At 62.1% G+C, this 26,346-nt stretch carries 22 protein-coding genes; 4 read left to right on the forward strand and 18 right to left on the reverse strand.

Features of this window, described 5'->3' with window-relative positions:
• Positions 1-160: 160 nt before the first annotated feature.
• The 7 genes from B1781_RS16450 to pseB all read right to left on the reverse strand — a co-directional run bounded on the left by B1781_RS16450 (position 161) and on the right by pseB (position 7,806).
• Positions 161-964 (reverse strand): ATP-grasp domain-containing protein, encoded by an 804-nt coding sequence (locus B1781_RS16450; RefSeq protein ID WP_164513428.1) that lies wholly within the window; start codon positions 962-964, stop codon positions 161-163.
• A 7-nt stretch (positions 965-971) separates the two neighbouring features.
• On the reverse strand, positions 972-1,679 hold the full coding sequence (locus B1781_RS16455; RefSeq protein WP_078120699.1) for an HAD family hydrolase: 708 nt from the start codon (positions 1,677-1,679) through the stop codon (positions 972-974).
• Positions 1,676-3,364: a cytidylyltransferase domain-containing protein gene (locus B1781_RS16460; RefSeq protein ID WP_078120700.1), complete on the reverse strand. Its 1,689-nt coding sequence runs from the start codon at positions 3,362-3,364 to the stop codon at positions 1,676-1,678. The genes B1781_RS16455 and B1781_RS16460 overlap by 4 nt, the downstream gene beginning before the upstream one ends.
• Positions 3,361-4,452: a pseudaminic acid synthase gene (gene pseI / locus B1781_RS16465; RefSeq protein WP_078120701.1), complete on the reverse strand. Its 1,092-nt coding sequence runs from the start codon at positions 4,450-4,452 to the stop codon at positions 3,361-3,363. Before pseI ends, B1781_RS16460 begins: the two co-directional genes overlap by 4 nt.
• Positions 4,452-5,579, reverse strand: coding sequence for an exo-alpha-sialidase (locus B1781_RS16470; RefSeq protein ID WP_078120702.1), 1,128 nt, complete (start codon positions 5,577-5,579; stop codon positions 4,452-4,454). Before B1781_RS16470 ends, pseI begins: the two co-directional genes overlap by 1 nt.
• 80 nt (positions 5,580-5,659) lie before the next feature.
• Complete coding sequence (pseC, locus tag B1781_RS16475; RefSeq protein WP_078120703.1) at positions 5,660-6,811, reverse strand: UDP-4-amino-4,6-dideoxy-N-acetyl-beta-L-altrosamine transaminase; 1,152 nt, start codon at positions 6,809-6,811, stop codon at positions 5,660-5,662.
• Positions 6,808-7,806 (reverse strand): UDP-N-acetylglucosamine 4,6-dehydratase (inverting), encoded by a 999-nt coding sequence (gene pseB / locus B1781_RS16480; protein WP_078120704.1) that lies wholly within the window; start codon positions 7,804-7,806, stop codon positions 6,808-6,810. The genes pseC and pseB overlap by 4 nt, the downstream gene beginning before the upstream one ends.
• A gap of 347 nt (positions 7,807-8,153) precedes the next feature.
• Here pseB and B1781_RS16485 point away from each other — a divergent pair, with 347 nt between their 5' ends.
• From B1781_RS16485 to B1781_RS16495, 3 genes are all read left to right on the forward strand, one after another.
• Positions 8,154-10,211 (forward strand): FimV/HubP family polar landmark protein, encoded by a 2,058-nt coding sequence (locus B1781_RS16485; protein WP_078120705.1) that lies wholly within the window; start codon positions 8,154-8,156, stop codon positions 10,209-10,211.
• A 146-nt stretch (positions 10,212-10,357) separates the two neighbouring features.
• A complete protein-coding gene (locus tag B1781_RS16490; RefSeq protein WP_078120706.1) occupies positions 10,358-10,981 on the forward strand; it encodes a gluconate 2-dehydrogenase subunit 3 family protein in 624 nt (207 codons plus the stop codon).
• Entirely contained in the window at positions 10,978-12,678 is a 1,701-nt protein-coding gene (locus B1781_RS16495; protein ID WP_078120707.1) for a GMC family oxidoreductase, read from the forward strand. Before B1781_RS16490 ends, B1781_RS16495 begins: the two co-directional genes overlap by 4 nt.
• A gap of 9 nt (positions 12,679-12,687) precedes the next feature.
• On the opposite strand, the gene B1781_RS16500 is transcribed toward B1781_RS16495, so the two are convergent.
• Positions 12,688-13,461, reverse strand: a complete 774-nt coding sequence (locus B1781_RS16500) for a ParA family protein (RefSeq protein WP_078120708.1) — start codon at positions 13,459-13,461, stop codon at positions 12,688-12,690.
• Positions 13,458-15,038, reverse strand: coding sequence for a CHAD domain-containing protein (locus B1781_RS16505; RefSeq protein WP_078120709.1), 1,581 nt, complete (start codon positions 15,036-15,038; stop codon positions 13,458-13,460). The genes B1781_RS16500 and B1781_RS16505 overlap by 4 nt, the downstream gene beginning before the upstream one ends.
• 318 nt (positions 15,039-15,356) lie before the next feature.
• On the opposite strand from B1781_RS16505, the gene B1781_RS16510 reads away from it, so the two are divergent.
• Positions 15,357-17,303: an OmpA family protein gene (locus B1781_RS16510; RefSeq protein WP_078120710.1), complete on the forward strand. Its 1,947-nt coding sequence runs from the start codon at positions 15,357-15,359 to the stop codon at positions 17,301-17,303.
• A gap of 72 nt (positions 17,304-17,375) precedes the next feature.
• On the opposite strand, the gene B1781_RS23255 is transcribed toward B1781_RS16510, so the two are convergent.
• From B1781_RS23255 to flgE, 9 genes are all read right to left on the reverse strand, one after another.
• Complete coding sequence (locus tag B1781_RS23255) at positions 17,376-17,540, reverse strand: hypothetical protein (protein ID WP_164513429.1); 165 nt, start codon at positions 17,538-17,540, stop codon at positions 17,376-17,378.
• A 115-nt stretch (positions 17,541-17,655) separates the two neighbouring features.
• On the reverse strand, positions 17,656-18,558 hold the full coding sequence (gene flgL, locus B1781_RS16515; protein ID WP_078120711.1) for a flagellar hook-associated protein FlgL: 903 nt from the start codon (positions 18,556-18,558) through the stop codon (positions 17,656-17,658).
• Positions 18,559-18,560: 2 nt separating this feature from the next.
• Positions 18,561-20,510, reverse strand: a complete 1,950-nt coding sequence (gene flgK / locus B1781_RS16520; protein ID WP_078120712.1) for a flagellar hook-associated protein FlgK — start codon at positions 20,508-20,510, stop codon at positions 18,561-18,563.
• Between the two features lie 26 nt (positions 20,511-20,536).
• Complete coding sequence (gene flgJ, locus B1781_RS16525) at positions 20,537-21,466, reverse strand: flagellar assembly peptidoglycan hydrolase FlgJ (protein ID WP_078120713.1); 930 nt, start codon at positions 21,464-21,466, stop codon at positions 20,537-20,539.
• Between the two features lie 8 nt (positions 21,467-21,474).
• Positions 21,475-22,563, reverse strand: coding sequence for a flagellar basal body P-ring protein FlgI (locus B1781_RS16530; RefSeq protein WP_125932285.1), 1,089 nt, complete (start codon positions 22,561-22,563; stop codon positions 21,475-21,477).
• A 56-nt stretch (positions 22,564-22,619) separates the two neighbouring features.
• Entirely contained in the window at positions 22,620-23,318 is a 699-nt protein-coding gene (locus B1781_RS16535) for a flagellar basal body L-ring protein FlgH (protein ID WP_078120715.1), read from the reverse strand.
• A gap of 30 nt (positions 23,319-23,348) precedes the next feature.
• A complete protein-coding gene (flgG, locus tag B1781_RS16540) occupies positions 23,349-24,134 on the reverse strand; it encodes a flagellar basal-body rod protein FlgG (RefSeq protein WP_078120716.1) in 786 nt (261 codons plus the stop codon).
• A gap of 112 nt (positions 24,135-24,246) precedes the next feature.
• The gene (locus B1781_RS16545; RefSeq protein WP_078120717.1) at positions 24,247-24,987 is read right to left on the reverse strand and encodes a flagellar basal body rod protein FlgF; all 741 of its coding nucleotides are present in this window, start codon (positions 24,985-24,987) and stop codon (positions 24,247-24,249) included.
• A gap of 89 nt (positions 24,988-25,076) precedes the next feature.
• On the reverse strand, positions 25,077-26,333 hold the full coding sequence (gene flgE / locus B1781_RS16550; RefSeq protein ID WP_078120718.1) for a flagellar hook protein FlgE: 1,257 nt from the start codon (positions 26,331-26,333) through the stop codon (positions 25,077-25,079).
• Positions 26,334-26,346: the final 13 nt, after the last annotated feature.

The following is a 26,346-nucleotide window of genomic DNA, read 5'->3' on the forward strand; positions in this document are numbered from 1 at the left end:
CAAGCGGCGGCGTTATTGTTGTTATCGCAATAAGCGCTGTTCAGTGCCGGGATGCATTGAACCAGCTGCCGTCAACGACCGACGCCCTACCCACGCAAGCCCGGTTCGTTTAGAAGGCATTGTATCGTCCAATCGAGGAATGGATAGCCCGCGGCCTCGGTTATCGCGATACCCCCGGTACGCGCGGATTCACGTCGATCAACAGCGGGCCATCTTCGCTGTCGATGAACTGCATATTGACGATACCGCGAAACAGCATGGCGTTCGCCAACCGTTTGCATGCCGCCACCAGGTGCGGCGCATCGATGACGGTTCCCTCGATACACTCCCCCGCGACCACCCGATCGCGGCGACGCGCGCAGAACGCCTGCGGTATGCCTTGATCGTCTACATAGCAATCGACGCTGACTTCAGGGCCATCGACCATGCGCTGCGCCAACAGACCTCGCGTCGCGGCAGGGAGCTCCGCAAGGCTGCGAACGATCGTAACGTCTCTGGAGCCGGCGCCGAACCTGGGCTTGATCACGGCGGGAAATCCCAACGATTCGATCTCGTCTCCGTTGCCCGACCAAGGCAGCCACGCCGGACAATCGACACCGACCTCTGCCGCACGCCGGTAGAGTGCAAACTTGTCGTGACAGCAGCCCAGGGCCGACATATCAGACAGCAACAACCGCGCATCGAGCGCGTTGTTGTCGGCTCGCTCTGCCCAGCCTGCAAGCTCTGCTTCCCTGACAGGCAGCACGGCAACGATATCCAGGTCTTCGAGCGCGGCATCGACGTCTGACCAGTAGGCTGCATGACCGAAAGGCGGCAGCGTTACGAACGCATCCGCGAACTCGACTGCCGGGGCATTGGAATCCATGTCGGCAACAATCAGTTTGCCACCTCGCGATTGCATGGCATCGCGCATCCGACGCGCGAGATAACGTTTGTTGCCGACACTGGGGATCAACAGATTCACAACGCGCTCACCGCCAAGGTCGCGATGCAACCGCTCCATCGAGCCACACGCACAGTTCGGTTACCTTGTCCAACGTGTCGTCTGCGGAGTAACGATCACCGGGCGGAGTGGCTGTTGCATGCTCGCCAGTCAGCACCCGCAACGTCCGCCAACCGCGTCTGCGCGCGCCGTAGAAGTCCTTGGCCGGATTGTCACCGACGTATAGCAGCTGTGATGCCGCAAGATCGAAGTGTTGCTCGAACCATGCGAACAATCGTTCATCCGGTTTCTGCGTCGCTAGTTCATCGCTGAACAACAATGCATCCATGCCGGCATCCAATCCAAGGGCAGCGACCTTGTTGCGTTGAACCTGCGCCAAGCCATCGGTCAACAGGCCCACGCGTTTGCTCGCACGCAGTTTCATCAACAAATCGTCGACGCCCGTATACAGTTCGATCTGCGGCACATGGGTGCGGAAGACCTCGATCAAGTCAGCTGCGGCGACCTGCTCGATACCCAGTCGCTGCAGGGCGTCATCGAACATCTTGCCGTACGAAGGTCCATTCTGCTGCAGAACGTCTTCGAGCGTCGCCAGTACGGTTTCGTAGTCCGCCAAGGCCCGCTCGGCAAGCCGGGATGCCACGGCACGAAAGCCGCTGCGCTTGAAGCTCACCTGCGGATACAGGGTGTCGTCCAGGTCGAACACGATGCCCTTGATGGTATGTAGCAACGTCATGCCCAGGTTTTGCGCAACTCGGCAAGCCGCTGGACGATCGCCGGTGTACCGTCGGTCAGCTTCGGGGCGTCGGCCAGGCGTTCGTTGAGCGCTCCCTGTAATACCGATGCCAGGCCGCCGACATCGGCAACGATGTATTTGGGCAATGCAACGGCCGCGTAGAAGGCCTCGGCATCGGCGCGGTGCAGCGCCGACAATGGCCAGGCAACCGGAAAGGTGCGCAGCGCCAAGGCCTCGTAAAAAGTCTGCCCGTAACCACTCAAGAACACCTTGCTTCTTGCCAGCAGTTCGGGAAAGCCCTCGCGAAAACCGGTCAATACCACCGCAGTCCAACCTTGCGCTGCCGCCAAGCGCGATACCGCGTCTCGTTCCACCTCATCGTGCAGATACACCAGCACATCGATGTCCTTGTCGATGTCCAGACCGATGTAACGGCGGATCTCGCGGCGAATAATGGCGAACTCCAAACCGGAGGCGACCGGCGGCATCGACAAAGCGGATTGCGCCGGCCGCCCCGTAATGCCGGGGCACACGATCAGGTCGGCCTCTGCCGCAGTGCTGTCCTCACGATCGATGACGACGACCGGACAATCTGCCGTCAAGCGTTCACGCCAGCCCGGCTGCAGATCCCTGCGCGCCGACAGGTCGACCACGACAAGATCGTGACCATGCGCAAGCTCGCTGAACGCTACCGAACTACGACTGCGGGGCGCGACCGTCGCCTGTCGACCAAGCGCGCCCCACAGCACGCGAAAACCGCAGGCCTCGACGGACTGCGCTGCATGTTCATCGTCCAACACGAAGGTCACCGGCCAGCCGAGACGCTCGACGACCTGCCCCGCGAGCTCCCGGCAACGCATCAGGTGTCCGTAGCCGAAAGGACCACCGGCATCGACAATGAATAGCACTTTGTGCACCGTTTCCACCAGGCGGCGCTGATGCACGTGGCTGTTGAGCGATCTGAGCAGCGGCTCCGCTTCGAGCAGTCCGACCACCGCCGGCAGATCGAATACCTTGCCTTCGGATTTCAAGCGCTCATGCAGCGTGTGCATGAATTCGAGATCCGCCCAGGTGTCGATACTCAGGCGATGCGGCTCGCCGTACACGGCCGTACTCAGTCGCACATCCAGCCGGGTGAAGGCATCCGGTCGCTGATAGATGACGGGAAACTGATGCTCGCGCAACTCGGGACGATCGGACATCGCATCGGCACGATGCCACGCCCGGCTGCGCGCCACATGCACGCCTTCGAGCAGGCTGACCCTGCCGCGTTCGTCGGGCAACATGCCGACATAGTCGGCCTGTGGCTCAGCACGCATCGCCGCGACCAGTTCGCCGACCGACGGACCATGCACCAGCGGACAGTCGGCGCTGATCAGCAAGCAGATCTCGGCTGCGAAGCTTTGCGCGGCGTTGTGCAATCGTCCGACCACGTCATCGACCTCGCCCTCGTACCAGAACAGCGTCCAGCCACGTTCTTCGGCAAGCACTCTCAGGGGTTCGTTGTCTGGCTCGGCGACGGTGGCCAGCACGACCTGGTCCACTGCCTCGACTTCGGCGAGCTCAGACATGATGCGATCGAGCACGGACACATCGCCGATCGAACGTAGCTGTTTGCGTGGCAGGCGCGAAGAGCTGAGGCGCGTGACGACAAAGGCAACGGCTTTTTCCGTTGTCCCGCTCATTCGCCGGCCCCGCCGACCTCGTCGAGCAGTTCCCACGCGATCGGCGTACCCTTCTTGATCGCAACCCGTGCGCGGCAGCCGAGTACCCGCTGCAACTCGCGCGGATGCAGACCGAGACCGGGCCGCACCGAGCGCACCTGCGCGTCGGTGATCACCGAGCCGGCCGGGATATCGGCGACCGCATACAACGAACGCCGGAAAGCCTTTTGCGAATGCTCTACCGGCGCCATCTCGCGGCGCGGCTGGCCGATCGCCAGCGCCGCCTCGCGGCAAGCGCGCGCCATGTTCGAGAACTCATCCGGGTCGAGCGAAAACGCGGCATCGACCGCGCCATCAGCGCGATCCAGCGTGAAGTGCTTTTCCACCAGACAGGCACCGAGCGCCACGGCCGCGATCGGTACGGCTATGCCCAGCGTGTGATCGGACAGCCCGACCGGCACGCGATAACGCTCCATCAGCATCGGGATGGTCGCCAGATCGGCCTCGGCGATCGGTGTCGGGTAGCCGCTGGTACAGTGCAACAGGATGAACGGTGTCTTCGGATAGCGCTTGAGTACCGAGACCGCCTCGTCGATCTCATCCAGCGATGCAATGCCGGTCGACAACACCATCGGCTTGCCGGTGGCGGCAACGCGCTCGATCAAACCATGATCGACCAGTTCAAACGACGCAATCTTGTAGGCCGGACAATCGAGCGACTCCAACAGATCGACCGCGGTCGGGTCGAACGGCGAGCTGAACATCGGCACGCCGTGAGCACGCGCCCGCGCGAACAACGCCTCGTGCCACTCCCATGGCGTATGCGCCTCTGCGTACAGTTCGTACAGCGTTCGGCCCTGCCACAGACCCGACTCGATCCTGAACTCGGGGCCGTCATGATCGACGGTGATCGTATCCGGCCGATACGTTTGGATCTTGACCAGGTCGGCGCCCGCCGCAACCGCGGCATCCACCAGCGCCAGCGCGCGCTCGATGTCGCCGCCATGGTTTCCCGACAGCTCCGCAATCAGCAGCGGCGGCTGCCCGGGGCCGCAGAGCTTGCCCGCCAGCATCACCGGCTCAACGGCGAACTTTTCAGTCGGGCTCATCAATCCAGTTCCAGCCAGGTACCGATGATCTGGCGCGTACCTTCCTCATCGGTCCAGTAGTACGCCAGCAATACTCGGCCATCGCGAAGCTGCACCGCCCACGGATAACCCAGGTCGGCACACAGGCCGTCATCGCGAATGACGATCTCTTGCACATCGTCCGGGTTGGATGCCGGGCTATCGAGCAGGCGCACACGGATACCATAGGGCTCATCGCGGTAACCGTAGCTGAGCAGCACGCGGCCATCGTTGAGCACCAGCGGATGAAAGGGATGACCGACCAGGTCGTGCAGCACAGCGGGTTGCCAGGTGATGCCGTCGTCCGAGCGGCTGGTCGCCAGTCGACCATCTGCATCGGCGGTGCGCATGAAGCACACCAAACCGCCCTGCCCATCTTCGCACAGGGCCGGTTCCTGATAGGTCACCTGCTGCTCGGGATCGACCGCGATGCGGCCTGTGTAGTGCCAGGTATTACCCTGGTCACCGCTGACGAACAAGGCGCACCCGGTCTCGACACCGCTGTAGACGGGCAACAGAATTTCGTCACCGCGGCGTAACGCCTGACCGCGGATCGGGCCGACCAGGATCTTCAACGATCCCTCGCGCAGCGGGCCGCCGAAACCGCCATCCGGTTGCAGGTAGCGATGGTGCGCCAACCAGCGTCCGGGCTCACGCTCGCGCAGGCCGGTGTGACCACCCCAGAACAGGTAGCGGCAACCCGGATGGCGTTCATCCGGCGGTTTCTTGGCCAACAGCATCTCGGTGACGTCGGACGGCAACGGATACCACGACATCGACGCCAGAAAAACACGATCGTTTTCCACCAGCAGCAGCGAAGGATCCTGATCGCCCGCTTCCGGGTCACACGGCATCAGGTCGAGGTCGCCGACCGGATGTTCTCCGCTGGGATCAAGTTCCATCAAGGCGATATGCGAGCGGCTGTCGATGTGATCCATGCGGTTGATCGGATCCATTTCGTGCTTGCGATCCTCGGGCACCAGCCACAGGCCATTGCGGGCGCGGCGAAACGCCAGCAAGAGATTGTCGTCGCTGAAGCGCACGATGCTGGGAAAGGCTGCATGAAACCGCATCGCCCGGTACAAAACCTTGTGCTGCAAAACCTTCATCGAAAATGCGTCAAACCCTTGCGGATAGCTGGCGGTTCAGTCGCCGCCATCGTTGCCTGACCATCGTGCCGCACGCGTGCTCACACGATCTGTTTGACGAGTCGGATCACCTTGTCCTGCTGCTCGTCGGTCAATGTGGGAAACAACGGCAGGCTCAGCGCGCCCGCGTAATAGGCCTCGGCGTGCGGAAAATCGCCCGGGCCGAAACCCTTGTCGCGGTAGTAAGGTTGCAGATGAACCGGGATATAGTGCACCTGCGCCATCACCTCGTTCGCGTGCAGATGATCGTAGAGTTGTCGTCTGACGGCCTCGCCGCCATCGACACGAACCACGTAGAGATGGTGGGCAGTGGACAGCGCATCGCTCGGGCTGCCGACGACACGCAGAGCACAATCGGCAAACGCCTCGTCATAGCGCTTAACCAGCCTGGCCCTGTCTTCGATGAACTGATCCAGGCGCTGCAACTGACTCAGCCCCAAGGCGGCCTGCATGTCGGTCAGACGATAGTTGAATCCCAACGCCTGCTGTTCGTAGTACCAGCCACCTGCATTGTCGTCGGACAATAACGGCGGTGTCTTTTCGATACCGTGACTGCGCAATCTCGTCATTCGCTCGGCCAGGGCGTCGTCGTTGGTGGTTACGATGCCGCCTTCACCGGTGGTGATGTTCTTTACCGGATGAAAGCTGAATACCGCCATGTCGGCGAAGCGACCGTTGCCGACCGGCCGGCTGCAGTAGCGCGCACCCAAGGCATGCGATGCGTCTTCGATAACGGTAAAACCGAACCGTTGCGCGAGCTCGTCAATACTCTCCAGGTCGCAGGGAAGACCGGCAAAATGCACCGGCACGACCACGTCCGGCAGGCGACCGTTGCGCTCGGCAGCCTCGAGTTTCGCCTCGAGTGCCTGCACCGACATATTGGCCGTGTCCGCTTCGACGTCGACAAAGTCGACCTCGGCGCCACAATACAGGGCAGCATTGGCTGACGCGACGAATGTGATCGGGCTGGTCCACAACAGGCTACCGGGACCAAGACCGGCGGCGAGATAAGCGAGGTGCAGACCGGCCGTGCCGCTGGATACCGCGACCGCGCGGCGCGCGCAGCAGTAGTCGGCGATCGCCTGCTCGAACATGGGCACAACCGGCCCCTGTGTTAGCCAGTCGCTGCGCAACACATCGACCACGGCCTCGATGTCGTTTTCGTCGACGTCCTGTCGGCCGTAGGGAATCATGCGAGAAACTGCGCGTTCAGCCGCGTCAATTCATCGATGCTGAGAAAGTGGTCATTGGTATCCGAGCTGTAGGCGAAACCATGGGCCACCGGCCTGCCCTTCTCGCCCAGCGCGTTCACCGAGTAAGGCGCTTTATGCGACATGCGAATGCTCGGTTGGATCACGTAGTGATCGTCGAACCCCAGCGTCAGGTGCGAATCGTCCGACGGGCACATCACTTCGTGCAGCTTCTCGCCCGGACGAATGCCGATGATCTCGTGCGGCAGTCCCGGCGCCATCGACTCGGCCAGATCGACGATGCGCACCGACGGGATCTTGGGCACGAAGATCTCGCCGCCGTGCATCCGCTCGAAGCTCTTGACGACGAAGTCCACACCCTGCTGCAGCGTGATCCAGAACCGCGTCATGCGCTCGTCGGTGATCGGCAGTTGATCCACGCCCTTGTCGAGCAGCGATTTGAAGAACGGCACGACCGAACCGCGCGAACACACCACGTTGCCATAGCGCACGACCGAAAACCGGGTGATGCGCTTGCCGACGATGTTGTTGGCCGCGACGAACAGCTTGTCGGATGCCAGCTTGGTCGCGCCGTACAGGTTGATCGGGTTGGCCGCCTTGTCGGTCGACAGCGCGATGACCTTCTCGACGTTGTTCTGCAACGCCGCTTCGATCACGTTCTGTGCCCCGTGGATGTTGGTCTTGATGCACTCCATCGGGTTGTACTCGGCGGCCGGCACGTGTTTGAGCGCCGCCGCATGCACCACGAAATCGATATCCCGCATCGCCTGGGCGAGACGCTCGGCGTCGCGCACGTCACCGATGAAATAGCGCATCATCGGTCCGGCGAATTTCTGGTTCATTTCGTACTGCTTGAGTTCGTCGCGGGAGAAAACCACGACCCGGCGGGGCGAGTAGTTGTCGAGTAGCGTCTTGACGAAGGCCTGACCGAAAGAACCCGTGCCCCCGGTCACCAGAATCGCCCGGTCATCGAACATGTTGGTTTACGCTCTCCTGTGTCGCGCCGCTGACGCCGCAAAGGCGTCGCGACGACGCATCCGGACGCTGCAATATAATTGATTTAACACGAAATATAGCTGGAAACGCCGAAGATACCGGGAATACCCTGAAGACGGAAGCAAATGCCGCTGGATTCGCGCGCCACGCGGCGCTGAGCCCAACCGGCGGCACTCCACGCCAACGGCCGCTGCGCTGCGATCAATGTCGCACTCCAACACGATTTAAAATACATCAGACTTTCAACAACCTGCCGATAACCTTGCAACCACGACTCTTGGCGCCGAGAGGCGGCCGATAAACGAAAAAAGAAAGTTATCCACACAGAATGAAGCATCCTCTTGTTGGAATAGCACTGATCGCCGCGCTCGTCTTCACCAACGTCGGCCATGCCGCCTCACTCGGTCGGGCGAAGGTACTGTCGTACCTGAACCAGCCCCTGAACCTGGAGATCGACCTGGTCGGCATCACGCCGGGTGAGCATCTCGACCTGCGCCTGCGCATCGCCAACCAAGAACACTTCGACCGCCTCGGCATCGCCTACCTGCCGATCCATCGGCAGATGCAGTTCGATATCGTGCAAACGGGAGGCCGCTGGGTCGCTCGGGCGCGTACCCCAGTGCCGGTTTCCGAACCGTTCGTCGACTTTCCTCTGCAGATGAGCTGGCCCGGCGGTCGCCTGGTCAAGCAATACAGTGTGCTTCTCGACCCGGTCAACTACGCGCAGCCGGCCGAGGTCAGTCGAACGGCATCCAAACCACCGGCCCGAGCGCAGGCATCGCGCCCGCCGCAAACCGAGAATTCTGCGAATCTTTCGGGCGCGCGCCGCTACGGCAGCGTGCAGCGCGGCGAGACGCTGTGGCCGATCGCCCAGAAGACCAAGCCACGTGGTATCACCACCCATCAGATGGCTGTGGCCCTGGTTCGCGCCAACCCGCATGCCTTCATCGATGGCGACATGAACAAGCTGCGCGCCGGCGTGACGCTCGACATCCCGACGCGCGAGTTCATCGAACAAACCGATCCGTCCAGCGCGCGCAAGACCTTTGCCGAACAGACGCGCATCAAACAGCCGGACGTCGCGACTTCTCGTCGCGTTCTGCAGGGCGAGGCCGACGTCAGCACGACTGAGCGCACACCCAGCAAGACCGACACGGCGCAGAACAACGAAGCGCCAAGCGACGAAAGTGCTACCTTGCGCATCGTCACCAAGGATTCGGTCAGCGGTGAACAGGCGCTGGAACACCAGCTGCTTGCGACCATGGAAGAGATCGAAAGCAATCGCCTGAACACCGGCGCTATAGAAACCCGTTTGGCGCGCCTGGAAGAAGAGCTGGCGCGCATGCAGAAGCTGATCGATTTGAAGGATGAGCAGATCGTGGCGCTGGAATCGGAACTGGCCGGTCGCGCCACCGACGAGCCGACGACGGCCCCCGCCCCCAGCGAAGTGCCGGCAACGGATGTCGCCAACATCACGACCGCCGAACTCGAAGTACCACTTGCGCCAGCGGACGATGACGTGGTTCCGGTTGTTGCCTCGGTGACCCCCACCCCGACGGCGATGCCGATCACCACGATAGAGCGCATGCCGACACCGGCGCGCGCCAGCGATAGCACGCTGTACGACCGGTATCTGTGGGTCGTCTGGGTGATACTCGGCTTGCTCGGCGCAACCGCTTTAATTCTGTGGATGCGCCGCCCGACGGCAGCTGCCGGGGTACCGATGGCGCAACTGCCGGAGATCAGCAATGCGCCACCGCGACCCTACACTCAGAACACGGCGGCCACCTCCAGCCCGACGATGGACGATCCGAGACTGCAACCGGCCGCCGGCGGCAGTCCATCGGATTTCACGACATCGACGCTGCCGTTGGCCGAGCTGGATATCTCGGACATGCTCGACGATACCGAAGAAACGGTCGAGGTCGCCGATTCGCTGCTGCAGGAAATCATCGACGAAAGCAAACTGTTGGAAGATCATCCCGCGCCACAGACCGCGCAGACGGATCAACCCGATGATGACGACATCGCGTCGTGGGTCGCCGATCTTGGCGGCGAAGCCGAGGTGTCGGACAAGCACAGCGCCAACGACGAGCGCATCGATGAAGAAGACGACCTCGACATCCCGAGCATCCTCACCGAGATCGACGATCGACTGAACGGCGCCGACGCCGATCAGTTCGATCAGCAGCAACACGTACACATGGAACCGGTGGACGACGGTGTCGAAGACGAAACCTTCGCCATGAGCCTCGACCTCGCCCGCGCCTACCTCGAGATCGGCGACCAGGACGGCGCACGCGATATGCTCAAGCAGGCGTTGCACGGTGCGCGCTCACCCGCCCATCGCACGCAGATCGAAGACCTACTCAAGCAGATCGATTGACATTGCCCTGGGCACGTAGACCGGCCCGCCTGCTACCATCGGTGCATGAACGCGATAAGGCAATGCACCGTTCGATCGTTTCGGCTTGAGCCACAACCGAACCTCTCGCCGACGCTTGCGCGCACCGACACGGCAGGCGCGCCGCAATGATCCGCCGACCGCCAGACTGTCACACCGGGTCACCGGCCTTTCCGGCGCTGGCCGAATTGCGCGAACAATTGCTCAGCCGACGCCAGTTTCTGCTACGCGCAGCCGGCGGCTCACTGGCCGTGTTGTTCAACGCCGGCGCGACAGCCAGGTCGTCGGCCCAAGAGGATTCGGGCCAGGCGCCCTCGTCTCCAGACCCCTGGCCGACGCTCGATGCCGTCACAGCGCATCTGCTGCCAAGTGAAACCGACAGCCCCGGCGCCAAAGAGATCAACGCTGTCGGCTATCTGCGCTTCGTCGTCAACGACCCGCACGTCGACAGCGACGAGCGTGCGTTCGTCACCCAGGGCGTTATCTGGTTGAACCAGCTTTCGCACGACACGCACCACAAGACGTTCAGCGAACTCGGTTTCGATGACAAAGAATCGATGCTGCGCAGGATCGCCGCCAGCGAGGCCGGCGAGAACTGGTTGTCGACGCTGCTCACCTACCTGTTCGAAGCATTGCTGACGGCGCCGGCCTACGGCGGCAACCCTGACGGTATCGGCTGGCGCTGGCTGCAATACGTGCCCGGCTTTCCCCTGCCAGATCGCAATACCATCTACTCCGAGCTGCCGCTATGAGTCGCGATTTCGATGTCTGCATCGTCGGCAGTGGCGCGGGTGCCGGTCCGATCGCGCATCAGCTCGCGCAAGCCGGGTTTTCAGTCGTCGTGCTCGAGAAGGGGCCGTGGCTGAAAGAACAGCACTTCACCAAGGATGAACTGGCGTGCTGCAGGCGCAATGTCTACACGCCTTCGTTGGCCGATGAGCAGCACGTGATCGAATCGCAGGGCGACGACGATCGTTGGCGCGCCGAGACCTCCGTCGAATCCGGTTGGAACTTTTGGAACGGCAACTGCGTCGGTGGTTCGAGCAACTTCATGAGCGGTTACTTTCACCGCCTCAAACCGTTCGACTTCAAACTGCTGAGCACATTCGGGCCCATCGATGGCGCGAATATCGCCGACTGGCCGATCGAGTACGTCGATCTCGAACCGTATTACGACAAGGTGGAACGCCTGGTCGGCGTCTCCGGCAAGGCAGAACCGCAGGCCGGCGAATCACTGCGCTCGTCACCCGACTTCCCTTATCCACCGGTCGCGGAACACCCGATATCGGCCGACATAGACAAAGCGGCCGACAAGCTCGGCATTCATGCGCTGCGCGTACCGCGCGCCATCCTGTCGCAACCGGCGATGCAGCGACGTTCCTGTGAATACTCGGGTTTCTGCGGCAGCTTCGGCTGTTCGAGCGGCGCCAAAGGCAGCGCACGCGCCGCCCTGCTCGATCATGCGGTCGCCACCGGTCGCTGCGAGATACGTCCACACGCCAAGGTATTCCGTATCAGTACCGGCAACGATGGACGCATCACCTCGGTCGATTATTTCGATCGCGCAGGCAAAATAATAAGAGTCGATGCACGCATCTATGTCGTCGCCTGCCAGGCCATCGAGAGCAGCCGCCTGCTGCTGGCGTCGACCGGAGCGAAACACCCGCACGGCCTGGGCAATCGCAACGCCCAAGTCGGGCGCAACCTGCTGTTCTCCGCGGGCGGTGCCGGTAGCGGCGACTTCGCGTTCGCCGACTACACAGCCGAAAAGGTCGATCAACTGCGCGTTGTCGGACCGTTCGTCAATCGCGCACTCGACGACTGGTACAGCTTTGATGATCCGCGGCTCGGCCGCGTGAAAGGCGGCATTGTCGAGTTCCTGTGGGATCATCCAAACGCCGTCACGCGCGCACAGAACGCCAAGTGGCGCGACGGCGAACTGGTCTGGGGAAAACCGCTGAAACGCCAGCTCGAGACCTGGTTTCGCACCGACCGCACGCTCAACTTCGAGGTCTTCAACGACTGGTTGCCGACCGACGACTGTTACGTGTCTCTCGACAATGCGGTTAAGGATCGCTGGGGAAAGGCAGTGGCCAAGATCCGCGTCGGCGCACATCCGCACGACCTGCACATCGGCCGCGCGCTCGCTGAGAAAGGTGAACGGCTGCTGCGCGAACTCGGCGCCCGGCGCATCAGCTCATCGGTCGGTTCCTCACCACCACCCAACCTGCAGGCCGGCGGCTGCCGTTTCGGTAACGATGCCGCCACCTCCGTGCTGGACGCCGATTGCCGCAGTCACGAGGTCGACAACCTGTTCGTCAGCGACGGCAGCTTCATGCCCACCGGTGGCAGCGTGCCCTACACGTTTACGATCTATGCCAACAGCTTCCGCGTCGCCGATCGCATCGTCGCCCAACTGGGTGGAGCGCGGAGCGATTCGACAGCCTGAGTCGCCAATTCAGATCGGCGATTGAAAGCTGAGCGACGGCCGCAAACCGCTGACGTGGGTTTTCAGCTCATCCCACAGTGACTGGTAGGCGCGACCGGCCGGCGAGCGCGGCGCATAGTCGGTTACCGGGCGACGCTCCAAACCCATGCGCTCGACTTCCGTCGCGTAAGGGATTGCCGCATCGAGTACCGTGCAACGTGGATCACCGGCGGCTGCAATCACATCCTGATGCATGCGCTTGCGCCGATCGACCATTGAGTAGAACGCATACGCCGGCACCTTGAGCTGGTGGCCTTCGATGAAGTCGAGTACCTGGGTCAATGTGCGCAACGACAAGGTCGTGGGTATGGTCGGCAACAACAAGGCGTCGGCGGCACGAAAGATGTTTTCCGACACCAGCGAGATGCTCGGCGGACAATCGAGTATCACGAGGTCGTATTTTTCCGACAGCGGACGCAGCAGCTTGAGCAGGCGCACGATCGGTTTCTTGCTCTCACCCAACAGCAGATCCATGTTGCGGTAAGAGAAATCCGACGGCAGCAGGTCCAGGTTCGGATAATCCGATCCCTTCAACACCTCGTCGAGATCGCGCTTTCCTTTGAGCACCTTGGTGGTGCCCTTCACTTTCGGTTTTACACGCAGGTAATAGGTGGCTGCCGCCTGTGGGTCGAGATCCCAGATCACGGTGCGCAGACCGCTCGATGCCGCCAGATGCGCCAGGTTGACCGCGGTGGCCGTTTTGCCGACCCCGCCCTTGATGTTGTAGACACCGAAAATTTTCATCCGAGCACCTCCGCCTGTTCCTTGAACAGGCGTTTGCAACGCGCCCGGTTTTCCTTCGAATCGAAATGCTCGAAACGCTCGGCGAAACGCTCATGCGCCAACTGCTGGCGACGCAGAAGGTCCGCAATCAGACCGCCGATGGCGAGCACGGTCGGCAGGTGCCCGGGGTCATCCTGGTTCAGCTCGGCGGCGAACGCCCTGAGCTTGTCGGCCTGCACCACCAGGTCCTGGTAGTCGCCGAGATTGTCGAGCAGATCCTTGAGTACGCGGATGATCGCTTTGACATCCTTGGCGTCGTACAGGCTGCGGAAGAACTCGATCAGGTAGCGCAGCTTTTTGCAGTCCTTGCGCAACTCGTGCATTGCCTCGGGTGGATCGTCGGGGGTCACGGCACGCCCTGCCTTGAGCGTCTTGCGGTACATCTTCCAGATACGCTGCGACGCGACCTGGCCGATCGGCAGGTCGGCGAACCAGCCCGCCTGGTCGAGCGGGAGATCGCCCTCGAGCACATTGCGCCAATCATCGAGCAGGGTCTTCATCTCGGCCGAACCCAACTTGCGTTTGAGTCTCGCCTGCTCGGTCTGATGGGCCGCTCTGAGGTGTTCTTCCAAGGCGTCGAGGTCACCGGCCATCACGGTCGGCAGACTGGCACGGTAGTGCGGTAGTTCGAGCAGAAAGACGTCGAGGTCGCGCACCGGGCCGGTGATCTGGCCGACCCAGGCGAAGCGTGTCTTGTACTCGGCGACCACCGCATCCGGCAATACGCGCTTGATCTGTGACAGTGCCGAGCGCGTACGGCGCGTCGCAACGCGCAGGTCGTGCAGAAACTCCGAGTCGAGATCGGCGCGCGCACCGGGGATGTTGCGTTCCAGCGTATCGAGCAGGGTTAGCAGAATCTTGCGCACCGCCTTGATCGCCATCTGCTCGGCGCGCAGCGACAGCTTGAGCTTGGAACTGTAGTCGCCGGCCTCACGCCCCACCGACGCCATCGCCTCGTCGAACAGGCACTCCGGCGCCGATGGCCATTCGAACTCGTTGGCGAGTTTTTCCGCCAAGGCATCGAAGTCGCCCTCGTAACCCTTGAGCGACAGCAGTCGCAGGCGCGGCCACAGCGCCCGCGGTTCCTTGATCTCGGGCGCTGTGCTGTGCAACTGCAGATTCTGCAGTCGTACCACGGTCTTCGCGTCGTCATTCAGCAGGCGCATCTCGGTGACTTCGCCGTCGATGGTCGCCAACGGCAACAGCACGCGCATATCCAGCAGACGCAGCACCCTGTTCTTCAGGTCACCTTCGGGCAATTCGGCCGGCCACGCCGGTTCGCCGATCAACTCAACGGGCTCGACGACATCGACGCCATCGGACGAGCGCAGGCGCAGCAGGCTGCCTTGCACCGTGCTGATTCGGCTCAAACGCAATCCGGCCGCGTGCAGGCGCCAGTCGAAACTGTCATAGAAGGTCAGCGAAAAACGGGCAGAATCGTCGACCAGGCAGTGAGACTCGCCGCCGAGCTGTTTGATCAGGCGTGGAAGACGAAAATCGTGAGGCAGCAGGAAACCGCGTGGGCTTGGGTCATTCATGCGTCAGGGTTTGGCACAACGTTGTTATCGGGAAGGTGGCGACGAAATGGATTCGCGATGGACACAATCAGACAGCGTACACGACTCGCCGCTATCATCGATACCCGGGCCACGTGACAATTGAAGGCAAACGCGGGGTCGTGGTGAACGGGCGCCTCCCGCTGCGAACAACAAATATTAGCGTTTGATTAAATGATGATGTAAATTCTGGACAGTCCAACCGCTTGTGTCCACGCAGTATCGGGCAGCAAAGGTAAACAGCTGCGGCGTCCGCTGCGACGCCGGATCGATTTCGACGATGCACAACAGGAGAAGACGATGTTCAAACCGACACTGATCGCCAGTTCGCTGGTGGCTGTGCTGACGGCCCCGCTGCTCCAAGCGGAAACCAACTCGCCGCAGCCGTATCAGTATCCTCAGCATCCCCCGACCGCTATGCCGCCCTGGACACAGGGCCAACCGATGCAGGCACCCGGATTGCCGGATTGGGTGATCGAACGTCGTGCGCAACTGGGCATCACCGAGGCGCCGGCGACCGCCGCACCCAGCGCAGTCCCGCAAAAACCCGAAGCACCGCAACCGCCGGCGCGTCCGGACGCCCCGGAACTGCCGGATTGGGTCAAACCGCACCGCGCCCAGATCGAAAGCCCGACACCTCCCACGCCACCGGAACGTCCGCAGAAGCAGCCGCTGCCGGATTGGGTGAAACAGCATCGTTCGCAGATGCGGGCACCTGACGCGCCGGGGGCTCAGCAACCGGCGCAGAGACCGGATTGGGTACTCGAGCCGCCGGCCGCGCCTGAGCGCCCACAACCGCCGGCATTCGGTGACAAACCACAAAAGCCGGAAACCCCGGAATGGGTGGCGAAGCAGCGCGAGCAGATGCAGCCGCCCGCCATGCCGCAACCCCCGCAGCCGCCGGCAGCGGGCGACAAGCCACAGCAACCGGAAGCACCTGAATGGGTAGCGCAACAACGCGCGCAGGCACCGGCCAGGCCAGAACGGCCCCAACCGCCACAGCGTAGCGAGTTGCCGCCGAAACCGGAGAAACCCGATTGGGCGACACAACCGCGAGCCGGCATCCCGCATGTGACGCCCGAGCGGCCGCAACCCCCGCAACCCGAAGAACGGCCAGCCAGACCGGAACGGCCCGAGCGGCCGGAGCCGCCGCAGGCACGCGAGATGCCCGAGCGGCCGCCGGCGCCGGCGTGGATTGCGCAGCGCCCCGAAGGTCTGCAGGCGGCGCCGTTCGCCGAACCCTACGCACTGCCGGCAAATCCGCCGGAGATGCAGCTGCCTGAGTCGCAGATGCCGGTACCGCAGACCTATTTGGCACCCGGCTACGCGCCGTGGGGTCATGCACCCTACGGCGGCGCGGGCTACCCCTACGGTGGTTGGGGCGGACCTTGGAACAGCGGTTGGGGTGGACCGTGGAACAGTGGCTGGGGCAACGGCTGGGGGCCGAGCTACGGCGGCTGGGGCAACAACTGGATGCCGTGGGGCAATAGCTGGGGCAACGGTTGGGGCAACAACTGGTGGCCGGGCGGTAGCGGCTGGAACGATGGCTACGGCAGCGGCTGGGGTGACAGCTACGGTAGCGGCTGGGGTGACGGTGCCGGCGATGCCGCTGGCGAGCTCGACTTCAGCTTCGCCATGCGCGGGCGCGCCGACGCCGATATGCGCGGCTACGGCTACGGCGATGGTTACGGCTACGGACGCGGCTACGGTCACAGCTACGACGGTTACTACCCTTACCCGCCCGCATTGATACCACCGCCCCCGGTCGTCGACGAACCGAGCGAAGCGCCGCAGCCGACCGGCGACAACGGCAATGGTGACAGTGACAGTGACGGCGTGGCCGATGCATCCGACCTGTGCCCAAACTCACGCCCCGGTACCACGGTCGATGCGCTTGGCTGCGAGAATGACGCGCGCATCGTGTTGCGCGGTGTGAACTTCAAGACCGATTCCGACGAACTGACCTCGGAATCGCTGTCGATTCTCGACGGCGTCTCGAAAACACTGGTCGCCAATCCGGACGTCAAGGTGATGGTTGCCGGGCACACCGACAGTGACGGTGACGACGCCTACAACAAGGACCTGTCGCAACGTCGCGCACAGAGCGTCGTCAAATACCTGGTGACCCAAGGCGTCACGCCGCAGAACCTCACGGCCCAGGGTTTCGGCGAAGAGCAGCCGATGGCCGACAACGAAACGCCGGAAGGCAAGGCCCAGAACCGACGCGTCGAACTCAACCGTCAGTAAGCGCTGCGGTTATAGGCCTGCAGAAAAAAAGCGCAGCCTCTCGGCTGCGCTTTTGCGTGACGTCACCACCCGTCACCCTTCATCGATCCCTTCGTCGTAGGGATTGTGCAACACTTCGTGCAGACGACTGTCGCGCATCGTCGATGAGAGAATCTCGACATCGTCGCACTCAACCAGGGCCATCTGCCGGTCGTAGTAGGCCTCGGTGTCGTGAATCTGCCTTTCGTAAGCCGTCATCGCTCGCCTCCTGCCCGCTTGCCTGAACTCTATTTCAGTGTAGAAGAAGCTCGGCGGCTAAACCCGCATCAAGGCTGATGAAATGTGCGAGGCGGCGCGCCGCTGCGGCAAACGCTCAGCGCAGGAAGTTAAACAGGCTCAGATCCTGAACCTTCATGAACGCCTGCTGTGACGCCTGCAGCGCGGTCAACTGCTGATTGAAGCGGCTGATCGCCTCGGCGTAGTCGAGATCCTCGAGTGACGAGCGCACCTCGGTGACCGCCAGGTCGAAGGCATCGTTGGACGCCTTCTGTTCATCGATCGCGTTCATGCGCGCACCCACTTTGGCGCGGGTGTTGAAAACCTGTTCGAGCGCGGTATCGATGTCGGTCAGCGCCTCTGGATAAGGGTTGCCGGCCTCCAGCGTGGTCGCCAGGTTGTAGAACACCTCGCCGATGTTGGTCGTACCGCCGGCTGAGGCGGCGAAACCTTCGAAGATCTCACCGGGATCGCCGATGGCGACCTCGCGGGTCTCACCGATCTGCAGCTTGCGCTGGCCATTGTCGCCGTTGTAGGTGAAGTTGCCGACACCATCGTGGCTGAACGGTTCGGTCAGTGTCTTGAAGCCGGCGAAGATGTATTCGCCGTTGGCATCCTGCGTGTTGGCGATCTGCAGATAGCCTGCAATGTGCTCGCGCACCTCGGCGGCGATCGATTGCCGGTCGGTCGCGCCCAGCGTGCCGTTGGCGCCCTGCACCGCCAGTTCCCTCACGCGCTGCAACAGGCTCTCGATGCCGTCGAGCGCCGTCTCTTCCTGCGCGAGCTTGGCCGTTGCCGCGTCAGCATTGCGTTGGAACTGGGTGAGGCGGTCCTGGGTTTCTTTCAGATCGAGAATGCGCACCGAGGCGGACGGATCGTCCGACGGGTTCAGAATGCGTTTGCCATTGGCGACCTGCAACTCGGTCTTGGCGAGCTCGCGCTGCTTGGCGAGCATCGCGTCAACGCTCTGCTGAAAAATCTGCGACGTCGAGATGCGCATGATTACCTCCTCACCGCACCCAGCAGGGTGTCAAACAGCGTGTTGGCCACGTTGATCACCTGCGCGGCTGCCTGATAGGCCTGCTGAAAACGTACAAGGTCGGCTGCCTCTTCATCGAGGTTGACGCCGGAAACCTCCGACTTGGCCTCTTCGGCCTGGGTCAACAGGCGTTCCTGCACGGCAGCATTGGTCGACGCCTGGTGAGTCTTGGTGCCGACATCCGCAACCAATGAACTGTAGGTATCGGAAATGCTCGCGGTGCCGTTGCTCATCAGGTTCGCGGTCTGAATGTCCGCCAGCCGACGGGCATTGCGGTTGTCGCCAACGCCGCCGGTGTTGTCACTCAACGTGAAGGTATCGCCGACGGTCGGTGAGCCGGTCATCTCGACATCGAAGATGCCCAGCCCGGGAATCTGTACACGGTAGGTCTGGCCGGCGGTGAATGTCGCGGTCGCACCCAGCGCCGTGCCGTTGGCATCGACGAACTGGGTACCGGCCGGTCCTGCCGTGATCGCCAACTGGTTGCCGGCCTGATAGCTCAAGGTGATCGGCGAGGCCAGCTTGGTATTGCCGGTACGTTCGGTCAGTGCACCGGCACTGATCGACCCGGTGCCGGCATTGGCCGCACCGTTGGCCGAGCGCACCACATCCGCTGCAGCGATATCGCGCTCATTGCTGACCAGCACGTTGAAGCCGGCCGAGGCGCCGCGCGTCGGGCGCAACATGTAGCTGTCGCCGGCGGCTCCGGCAGTGCCGATAACGATGCTCACACCGTCGCCCACCAGCGGGTCGACCGCGGTGCCGGTACCGCTGAGCGTGACCGCCGAACCGGTATCCAGGTCGGTCATCGACCAGTTGGTGCCGTCGAAGTCGAGGCGATATTCATGACCGGTCAGCTGCGACACATCGGTGATGCTGGCGGTGATCGTGCCGGTATTGCCCGGATCGGCATACACCTGGGGCGACGCAGTCGAGAAGAAATTGCCGCCAAGATCGCCGTCGAGATCCAGGCCGGTTTGGTGTTCGCTGTTGAAGAAATCCGACAGGCCGACCGCGACCAGTCCCAGTTGGTTCTGTGCCGGGTCGAGTACCTCGCTGCGGAAGCGCACCAGGCCGCCGAGCGAACCGCCGGTCATCTGGTTGGTGATGTTGACCGTCACACCGCCGGCCTGCTGGATCACGATCTCTTTCTGATCGGCCGCTTGCGGGTTGTTGGTGACGCCCAGCGTGTTGTATTCGGTACCGACGACCAACGCCTGCCCGGTGCCGACGAACACGTTGTAGGTGCCGTCGGATTGCTCGACCGTCGAGACATTGGTGTAACGGCTCAGGTCGTCGATCAGCTTGTCGCGTTCATCGAGCACGTCGTTCGGCGCATTGCCGGTCGCTTTGCTCATCGCGCGGATGCGCCCGTTCACATCGGCCAGCGATTTGGACAGGGAGTTGATCTCCTGCACCTGGTATTCGAAATCGCTGTTGACCTGGTTGCGCATGTCTTCGAACCAGCGGTCGAGCGTATGGAAGCGCTCGGCGAGCTGGTTCGCCTGGTTCAGCATCACGGTGCGTGCCGGAATCGAGGTCGGATCGTCGGCTACGTCCTGCACCGCATCGAAGAACTCCTGCAGTTTGCTGTCCAGGCCGGCTGCAGCATCGGCGACCACGTCGTCGATCTGCATCGCACGTTCCTGGTAGACCGAGAACTCTTCAAACGAAGCCGCATAGTCACGTACGCGTTGTGCGAGGTAGGTATCATAGTTGCGGTTGATCGCATTGATGTCGACACCCGAGCCAATGTAGCCCTGCGGCGTGCTCTCCGGCGTGCGCGTACCCAGTTCAACCGTCTGCCGGCTGTAACCCTCGGTGTTGACGTTGGCAATGTTGTGCCCCGTCGTCTCCATCTGCCGCTTGAAGGCGTTGAGCGCGCTGATGCCGGTATTGATGATGCTTGCCATCGTATTATCGCCAATCCACCGTCAGGTCAGATGGATACCGCGCCTCCCGTGACCGATTGTTTTGCGCGCTGCATGGCATCGCTGTCGAGTATGCGCAGGATCTTGTCGGCATACGACGGGTCGGTCGCATACCCGGCTTCCTGCAACGCGCCGAAGTAGGCCTGCGGATCGTCGGTCTTGCTCAGCGCCTCGCGGTAACGTGGATTGCGCTGCAGAAAATCGACGTAGTCGGAAAAGCTCTGCTCGTAAGATTCGTAGGCGCGGAAGTTGGCGCGCGTGTTGAGCGCAACGCCATCGCGGTATTCGAGCGTGCTGACGCGCACCTTGTCGCCCTGCCAGCGCGAATCTGCCTTGATGCCGAACAGGTTGTGACTGCTGTCACCGGCACCATGTCGCATCACGTGCTTGCCCCAACCGGTTTCGAGTGCGGCCTGTGCCAGCAATGCCTCGGGGGCCAGGTTCAGTCTCGCGGCTGCCTGCTCGGCTGCCGGCCACAGTTCACCAAGGAACGACTCGGGTGAACCATCCAGGTTTACCGACTCAGCGCGCGACGATTTACGTACGCCGTCCGCATGATCGATCGCCTCGGCCGTCATCGGCGTCGCAACGATCGGCATGCCGACGTAGTCTTCGGGCTTCAGATCCTTGTAGGCCGGCGAGATGCCGCCACCAAGCTGGCGCTTGATCACATCGGCCAGGCCAATGCCTTGCGTATCGGACATCTCCATCGCGATCTGTTTGTCGTACATCTCGCGATAGAACTCGCTTTGCTTGCTATCGAGCATGCCGCCGCCGAAGCTCGCGTCGCGCATGCTCTTGAGCATCATCTGCAGGAACAGGGATTCGAACTGGCGCGAGACCTGATCCAGCGCGGCATCCTGATCTTCGCGGGCACGGGCCTTGAGCGCCGCGAGGCCCGAGAAATCGGTATAGACCTGGGACATATCCAGTTCCATAACCGACCTCAGATCACCACCAGATCGGCATGCAGGGCACCCGCTTGTTTGAGCGCCTCGAGGATCGCCACCAGATCGCTCGGACCGGCACCGACCTGGTTGACCGCACGTACCACGGTATCGAGCGTGACACCCGGATCGAACACGAACATACGGCTGCCGCTTTCACTGACCGCCACATCGGATTGCGGCGTGACCACGGTCTGGCCGTTGGCCAAAGGATTGGGTTGCGAAACCTGTGGGTTCTCGCTGATCGTGACCGTCAGGCTGCCGTGCGACACAGCGGCCGGACTGACCCGAACCGTGCTGTTGATTACGACCGTGCCGGTGCGTGAGTTGACGATGACGCGCGCGATCGCGTCGGCAGGATCGACCTGCAGATTCTCGATCATCGACACGAAACCGACACGTTGGCCCGGATTCTTCGGTGCATTGACCTTGACCGAGGTCGCATCGACCGCCATCGCGGTACCGGCACCGATGGTCTTGTTGATCGCCTCGGTGACGCGCTGCACGGTGGTGAAGTCACTCTGCTTGAGATTCAAGGTCAGCATCGCGTCCTGGCCGAACGGTGTCGGCACACTGCGCTCGACGGTGGCACCGCCCGGTACGCGACCGGAGCTCGGAATGTTGATCGTGACCTTCGAACCGTCGGCGCCTTCGCTCGACAGACCACCGACGACCAGGTTGCCCTGGGCGACGGCATACACTTGGCCATCGATACCTTTGAGCGGGGTCATCAACAGGCTGCCGCCACGCAGGCTCTTGGCATCGCCGATCGACGATACGGTGACGTCGATCTGCTGACCCGGCTTGGAGAACGGCGGCAGATCGGCATGTACCGTCACCGCGGCGACGTTCTTCGGGTTGAGGTTGACGTTGGGCGGCACGACGATGCCCAGCTGGGTCAGCATGCTGCGCAGACTCTGCTGCGTGAACGGCGATGACGACACCTTGTCACCACTGCCATCCAGGCCGACCACCAGGCCATAACCAAGCAGCTGGTTGTTGCGTACACCCTGGATCGTCGCCAGGTCTTTGATGCGCTCGGCCTGCACCGGTGCCGTCAACAGCATGGCAAGCACCACGCTGATCATGGCGATCGTTGCATTACCTAATTTGTTGAAGCTGAAACGCCGCATGATTGTTCTCGTTAGAAAGGCATCAGGCCGGAGATGAAGAACTTGGCCAACCAACCCATGGTGGTCGCCATCGTCGTCGTACCGTCACCCATGTAAACCAGAGTGGCGTCGGCGATCTTGGTGGAGTCGATCGAGTTGTCGACGTTGATGTCTTCCGGACGCACGATGCCCGACACCCGGACGTATTCGTTGCCGCCGGTCATGCCGACGCGCTTCTCACCGCGAACGCGCATGTAGCCGTTGGTCAAGACCTCGGTAACCATGACCGATAGCGAACCGGAGAACTGATGTTCCTGCGTGTTGTCGGCATCGCCTTCAAAGCTGGTATTGGATTCCAGGCTCGAGCCCAGATCGAAGCCCAGTTGCTTGCCGAACACCGTTGGGTTGGTGATGCTGGTGTTGTTGCTACGCGATACCCCACCCTTGTTGGCGTGCTTCGCTTCGGTGTCTTCAACCAGGTTGACCACCAGGATGTCGCCGACGCGGCGCGCACGGACATTCTCGAACCAGCTACGTTCAAAACCCGCCTGGTAGATCGAACCATTGCCTTGCGGCGCCGGCGGTATGTCGACCGGCTCAACGGCGGCGAAATCAGGATCACGTTTCGGTTTCGAGTTGCATCCCGTCAACGCCGTCGCAATCACTGCCAGCAACACCAGCAGCGCCAATCGGCGAAGCGGCTTATGCGTCTTGTCAGTGAAATGTTTCATGGTCCGTTCCTTCACCTTGGTGCCGACGGCTTACAGCACCTGGCTGACGTAGCTCAGCATCTCGTCGGTGGTCGAGATCGCCTTGCTGTTCATTTCATAGGCGCGCTGGGTCTCGATCATGTTGACCAGCTCTTCGACGACGTTGACGTTGGAGCTTTCCAACGACCCCTGAATCAAGGTGCCCGTACCATTGGTTCCGGGCGTGTCGACCTGTGCAGCGCCGCTCGCTGCCGATTCGCGGTACAGGTTGTCACCGATCGCCTCGAGGCCGGTCGGGTTGACGAACTGCGCGAGCGTGATGTTGCCGATCTGGGTCGGTGCATTGTTGCCGGCGACCATCGCCGATACCGTGCCGTCCGATCCCACCGTCACACTCAGCGTGTTGGCAGGTACGGTGATCGCTGGGTCGAGCAGGTAGCCGTTCTGGGTTACCAACTGCCCGGTGGAATCCAGGCCGAACGAACCGTCGCGCGTATAGACGATGCTGCCGTCCGGATGAGTGATCTGAAAAAAGCCGTTGCCCTGAACCGCGATATCGAAGCTGTTGTTGGTCTGGACAATGTTGCCCTGCGTGTGCAGCTTCTGCGTAGCCACCGTGCGTACGCCGGTACCCAGGTAGAGACCTGAAGGCAGCGTTGTATCTTCGGTCGAGTTGGCGCCCGCCTGGCGGATGTTCTGATAGATGAGATCCTCGAACACCGCACGATCGCGTTTGAAGCCCGTGGTATTGACGTTGGCCAGGTTGTTCGAGATGACCGACATACGGGTCTGCTCGGCATCGAGTCCTGTCTTGGCGATCCAGAGTGCGGGATACATAGTGTTTAACCTTGTTGTGCTTGGTGACGGTGCCTGGCGGCGACCGTCATGACATTCAAACTATTGACGCGTTGATCCACTTACCAAGTGTTCAGCAATTCTCTTGCCAGCTTTAGGTCGGACGCACGATCGAAGCGGCTGAACGCGAGTTATCGTCGGCGGTGCTCATCATCTTGACCTGCAGTTCGAAGCGACGGGACAGCTCGATCATGTCGACCATCTCGTTGACCACGTTCACGTTGCTGGCGACAAGCGCCCCAGAAACAACACGTTGCGCGGGATCGGCCTCGGCCACCGCGCCATCGGCCATGCGGAACAGGCCGTCTTCGCCCTTCTTCATTTGGTCGAACTGCGGTGCAACCAGCTTGATGCGATCGATGACCGCCAACTGATCGGCGCCGGCGCCTTGCGGACGGATCGAAACGGTACCGTCGGCACCGATGTCGATCTGCTCGTACGGCGGCAGCGCAATCGGCCCACCGTTGCCCATCACCGGCAAGTTGTTGCCGGTTACCAGCAGACCGTTCTCATCGACCCGCAGGTCACCGCGGCGACTGTAGGCCTCGTTGCCGTCCGGTGCCTGCACCGCCAGCCAGCCACCGTCTTTGACCGCGACATCCAGGTCATTGCCGGTGTATTGCATGCTGCCGTGATCGAAGTCGGTCTCGGGACGCTCATCCAAGGCATACACGCGGGTCGGATGACCCGGACCGAACACCGGCATGCTGCGAAACTGGTTAAGGTCGGCGAGGAAACCGGTGGTATTGGCGTTTGCCATGTTGTTGCTGGCATTGCCCTGCGCGATCAGCGTCTCTTTCGCGCCACTCATGGCGACATACAGCATACGGTCCATGTCGTTGTCCTCTTGCTTAGGCAACCGGCCGGGGATGCATGGCGGATGCTCAATGCGATCCGCTATGCCTGCCCGGCCGATTCACGGTGTTATCGGATGTTGATGACGGTCTGGGTGATCGTGTCGGCGGTCGAGATCACCTCGGCATTCGCCTGGAAGTTGCGCTGTGCCGTAATCAGATTGACGAGCTGCGCGGCGATATCCACGTTCGACGATTCCAGTGCGCCGGACTGGATCTGGCCGAAGCTCGAGGTTCCGGCCTCGCCCAACTGCGGCGTGCCCGAGGAGAAACTCTCGGCCCAGTTGGTATCGCCGATCTGGCGCAGGCCCTGCTGGTTGTTGAACTTGGCCAGCGCGACCTTGCCCAGTGCCGACGATTGACCGTTGGTATAGCGGGCGAACACGACGCCCTCGGTATCGATATCCACGCCCGCGAGGCGTCCCGACGTGTAACCGTCCTGCGTCAGGTTGTTGACCGCGAATGACGAGCCATACTGCGTGGTGCCGGCGAACTCCAGGTCCATCGTGATGTTGGCTGCACCGTTACCCGGGTTGTAGGGATCGGCCGTGACATTGGTCGCTGCCCCACCATTGACGGTCGCCAGACCACCGGTCGAGTTGAAGGTCAAGGTAAACGGCGTTCCCGAAGCCTGGCCGGAAGGCGGCACGTTGGTACCGTCGACATACAGGTACTGGCTCCATGCGTTCGCTCCGGTCTTTGCGAAATACATGGTGGCGGTATGCGCGTTGCCCAGTGAGTCGTACACCGTGGTCGAGGTCGAGTTGTTGTAGCTCGCCGGATCGGCCGGGTTGAACGCGGTCGTCGGCACCGCCTGGGTCGAATCGAGGTTGACCACCTCACTGACCGACGTGGTCGGCGCCGGCGCGCTCGGCGTGGTCGGCAACTGCAGGTCCTGCAGCACGCCGGTGTTGAAGGTGGTGACGCCACCGACGCCGGTGGTCGCACCGTATACCTGCAAACGATCGTTGGCGTGGTTGATCACGTAGCCGTCGCGGTCGACGCTGTAGGCGCCGGAACGCGTATAGGCCTGAGAGCCGTCAGGCGCCTCGAGCACGAAAAAGCCCTGACCGCTGATCGCCAGGTCGAGGTTGTTCGACGTGAAGTCGATCGTACCCTGGCTGAACTGCTGCGCGACGCGTGCGACGCGCACGCCCTGCCCCGCGGCGTTGGCCGAGGTGTCCTGGATCGCGCTGGCGTAAACGTCGGCGAATTCCGCGCGCGACTCCTTGAAACCGTTGGTCGCCGAGTTGGCGATGTTGTTGCCGGTTACTTCCAGGTCAGTGGAGGCAGCGTTGAGACCACTGAGTGCAATACGAAAAGGCATGTCGGCGACTCCC

The sequence above is a fragment of the Thiosocius teredinicola genome, from assembly GCF_002009425.1.
GTDB lineage: Bacteria > Pseudomonadota > Gammaproteobacteria > Chromatiales > Chromatiaceae > Thiosocius > Thiosocius teredinicola.

Coding starts and splice junctions, on each gene's coding strand:
- B1781_RS16455 (WP_078120699.1), bottom strand. CDS start 1,679: ATGACGTTGCTACATACCATCAAGGGCATCGTGTTCGACCTGGACGAC.
- B1781_RS16460 (WP_078120700.1), bottom strand. CDS start 3,364: ATGAGCGGGACAACGGAAAAAGCCGTTGCCTTTGTCGTCACGCGCCTC.
- pseI (WP_078120701.1), bottom strand. CDS start 4,452: ATGAGCCCGACTGAAAAGTTCGCCGTTGAGCCGGTGATGCTGGCGGGC.
- B1781_RS16470 (WP_078120702.1), bottom strand. CDS start 5,579: ATGAAGGTTTTGCAGCACAAGGTTTTGTACCGGGCGATGCGGTTTCAT.
- pseC (WP_078120703.1), bottom strand. CDS start 6,811: ATGATTCCCTACGGCCGACAGGACGTCGACGAAAACGACATCGAGGCC.
- pseB (WP_078120704.1), bottom strand. CDS start 7,806: ATGTTCGATGACCGGGCGATTCTGGTGACCGGGGGCACGGGTTCTTTC.
- B1781_RS16485 (WP_078120705.1), top strand. CDS start 8,154: ATGAAGCATCCTCTTGTTGGAATAGCACTGATCGCCGCGCTCGTCTTC.
- B1781_RS16490 (WP_078120706.1), top strand. CDS start 10,358: ATGATCCGCCGACCGCCAGACTGTCACACCGGGTCACCGGCCTTTCCG.
- B1781_RS16495 (WP_078120707.1), top strand. CDS start 10,978: ATGAGTCGCGATTTCGATGTCTGCATCGTCGGCAGTGGCGCGGGTGCC.
- B1781_RS16500 (WP_078120708.1), bottom strand. CDS start 13,461: ATGAAAATTTTCGGTGTCTACAACATCAAGGGCGGGGTCGGCAAAACG.
- B1781_RS16505 (WP_078120709.1), bottom strand. CDS start 15,038: ATGAATGACCCAAGCCCACGCGGTTTCCTGCTGCCTCACGATTTTCGT.
- B1781_RS16510 (WP_078120710.1), top strand. CDS start 15,357: ATGTTCAAACCGACACTGATCGCCAGTTCGCTGGTGGCTGTGCTGACG.
- B1781_RS23255 (WP_164513429.1), bottom strand. CDS start 17,540: ATGACGGCTTACGAAAGGCAGATTCACGACACCGAGGCCTACTACGAC.
- flgL (WP_078120711.1), bottom strand. CDS start 18,558: ATGCGCATCTCGACGTCGCAGATTTTTCAGCAGAGCGTTGACGCGATG.
- flgK (WP_078120712.1), bottom strand. CDS start 20,510: ATGGCAAGCATCATCAATACCGGCATCAGCGCGCTCAACGCCTTCAAG.
- flgJ (WP_078120713.1), bottom strand. CDS start 21,466: ATGGAACTGGATATGTCCCAGGTCTATACCGATTTCTCGGGCCTCGCG.
- B1781_RS16530 (WP_125932285.1), bottom strand. CDS start 22,563: ATGATCAGCGTGGTGCTTGCCATGCTGTTGACGGCACCGGTGCAGGCC.
- B1781_RS16535 (WP_078120715.1), bottom strand. CDS start 23,318: ATGAAACATTTCACTGACAAGACGCATAAGCCGCTTCGCCGATTGGCG.
- flgG (WP_078120716.1), bottom strand. CDS start 24,134: ATGTATCCCGCACTCTGGATCGCCAAGACAGGACTCGATGCCGAGCAG.
- B1781_RS16545 (WP_078120717.1), bottom strand. CDS start 24,987: ATGGACCGTATGCTGTATGTCGCCATGAGTGGCGCGAAAGAGACGCTG.
- flgE (WP_078120718.1), bottom strand. CDS start 26,333: ATGCCTTTTCGTATTGCACTCAGTGGTCTCAACGCTGCCTCCACTGAC.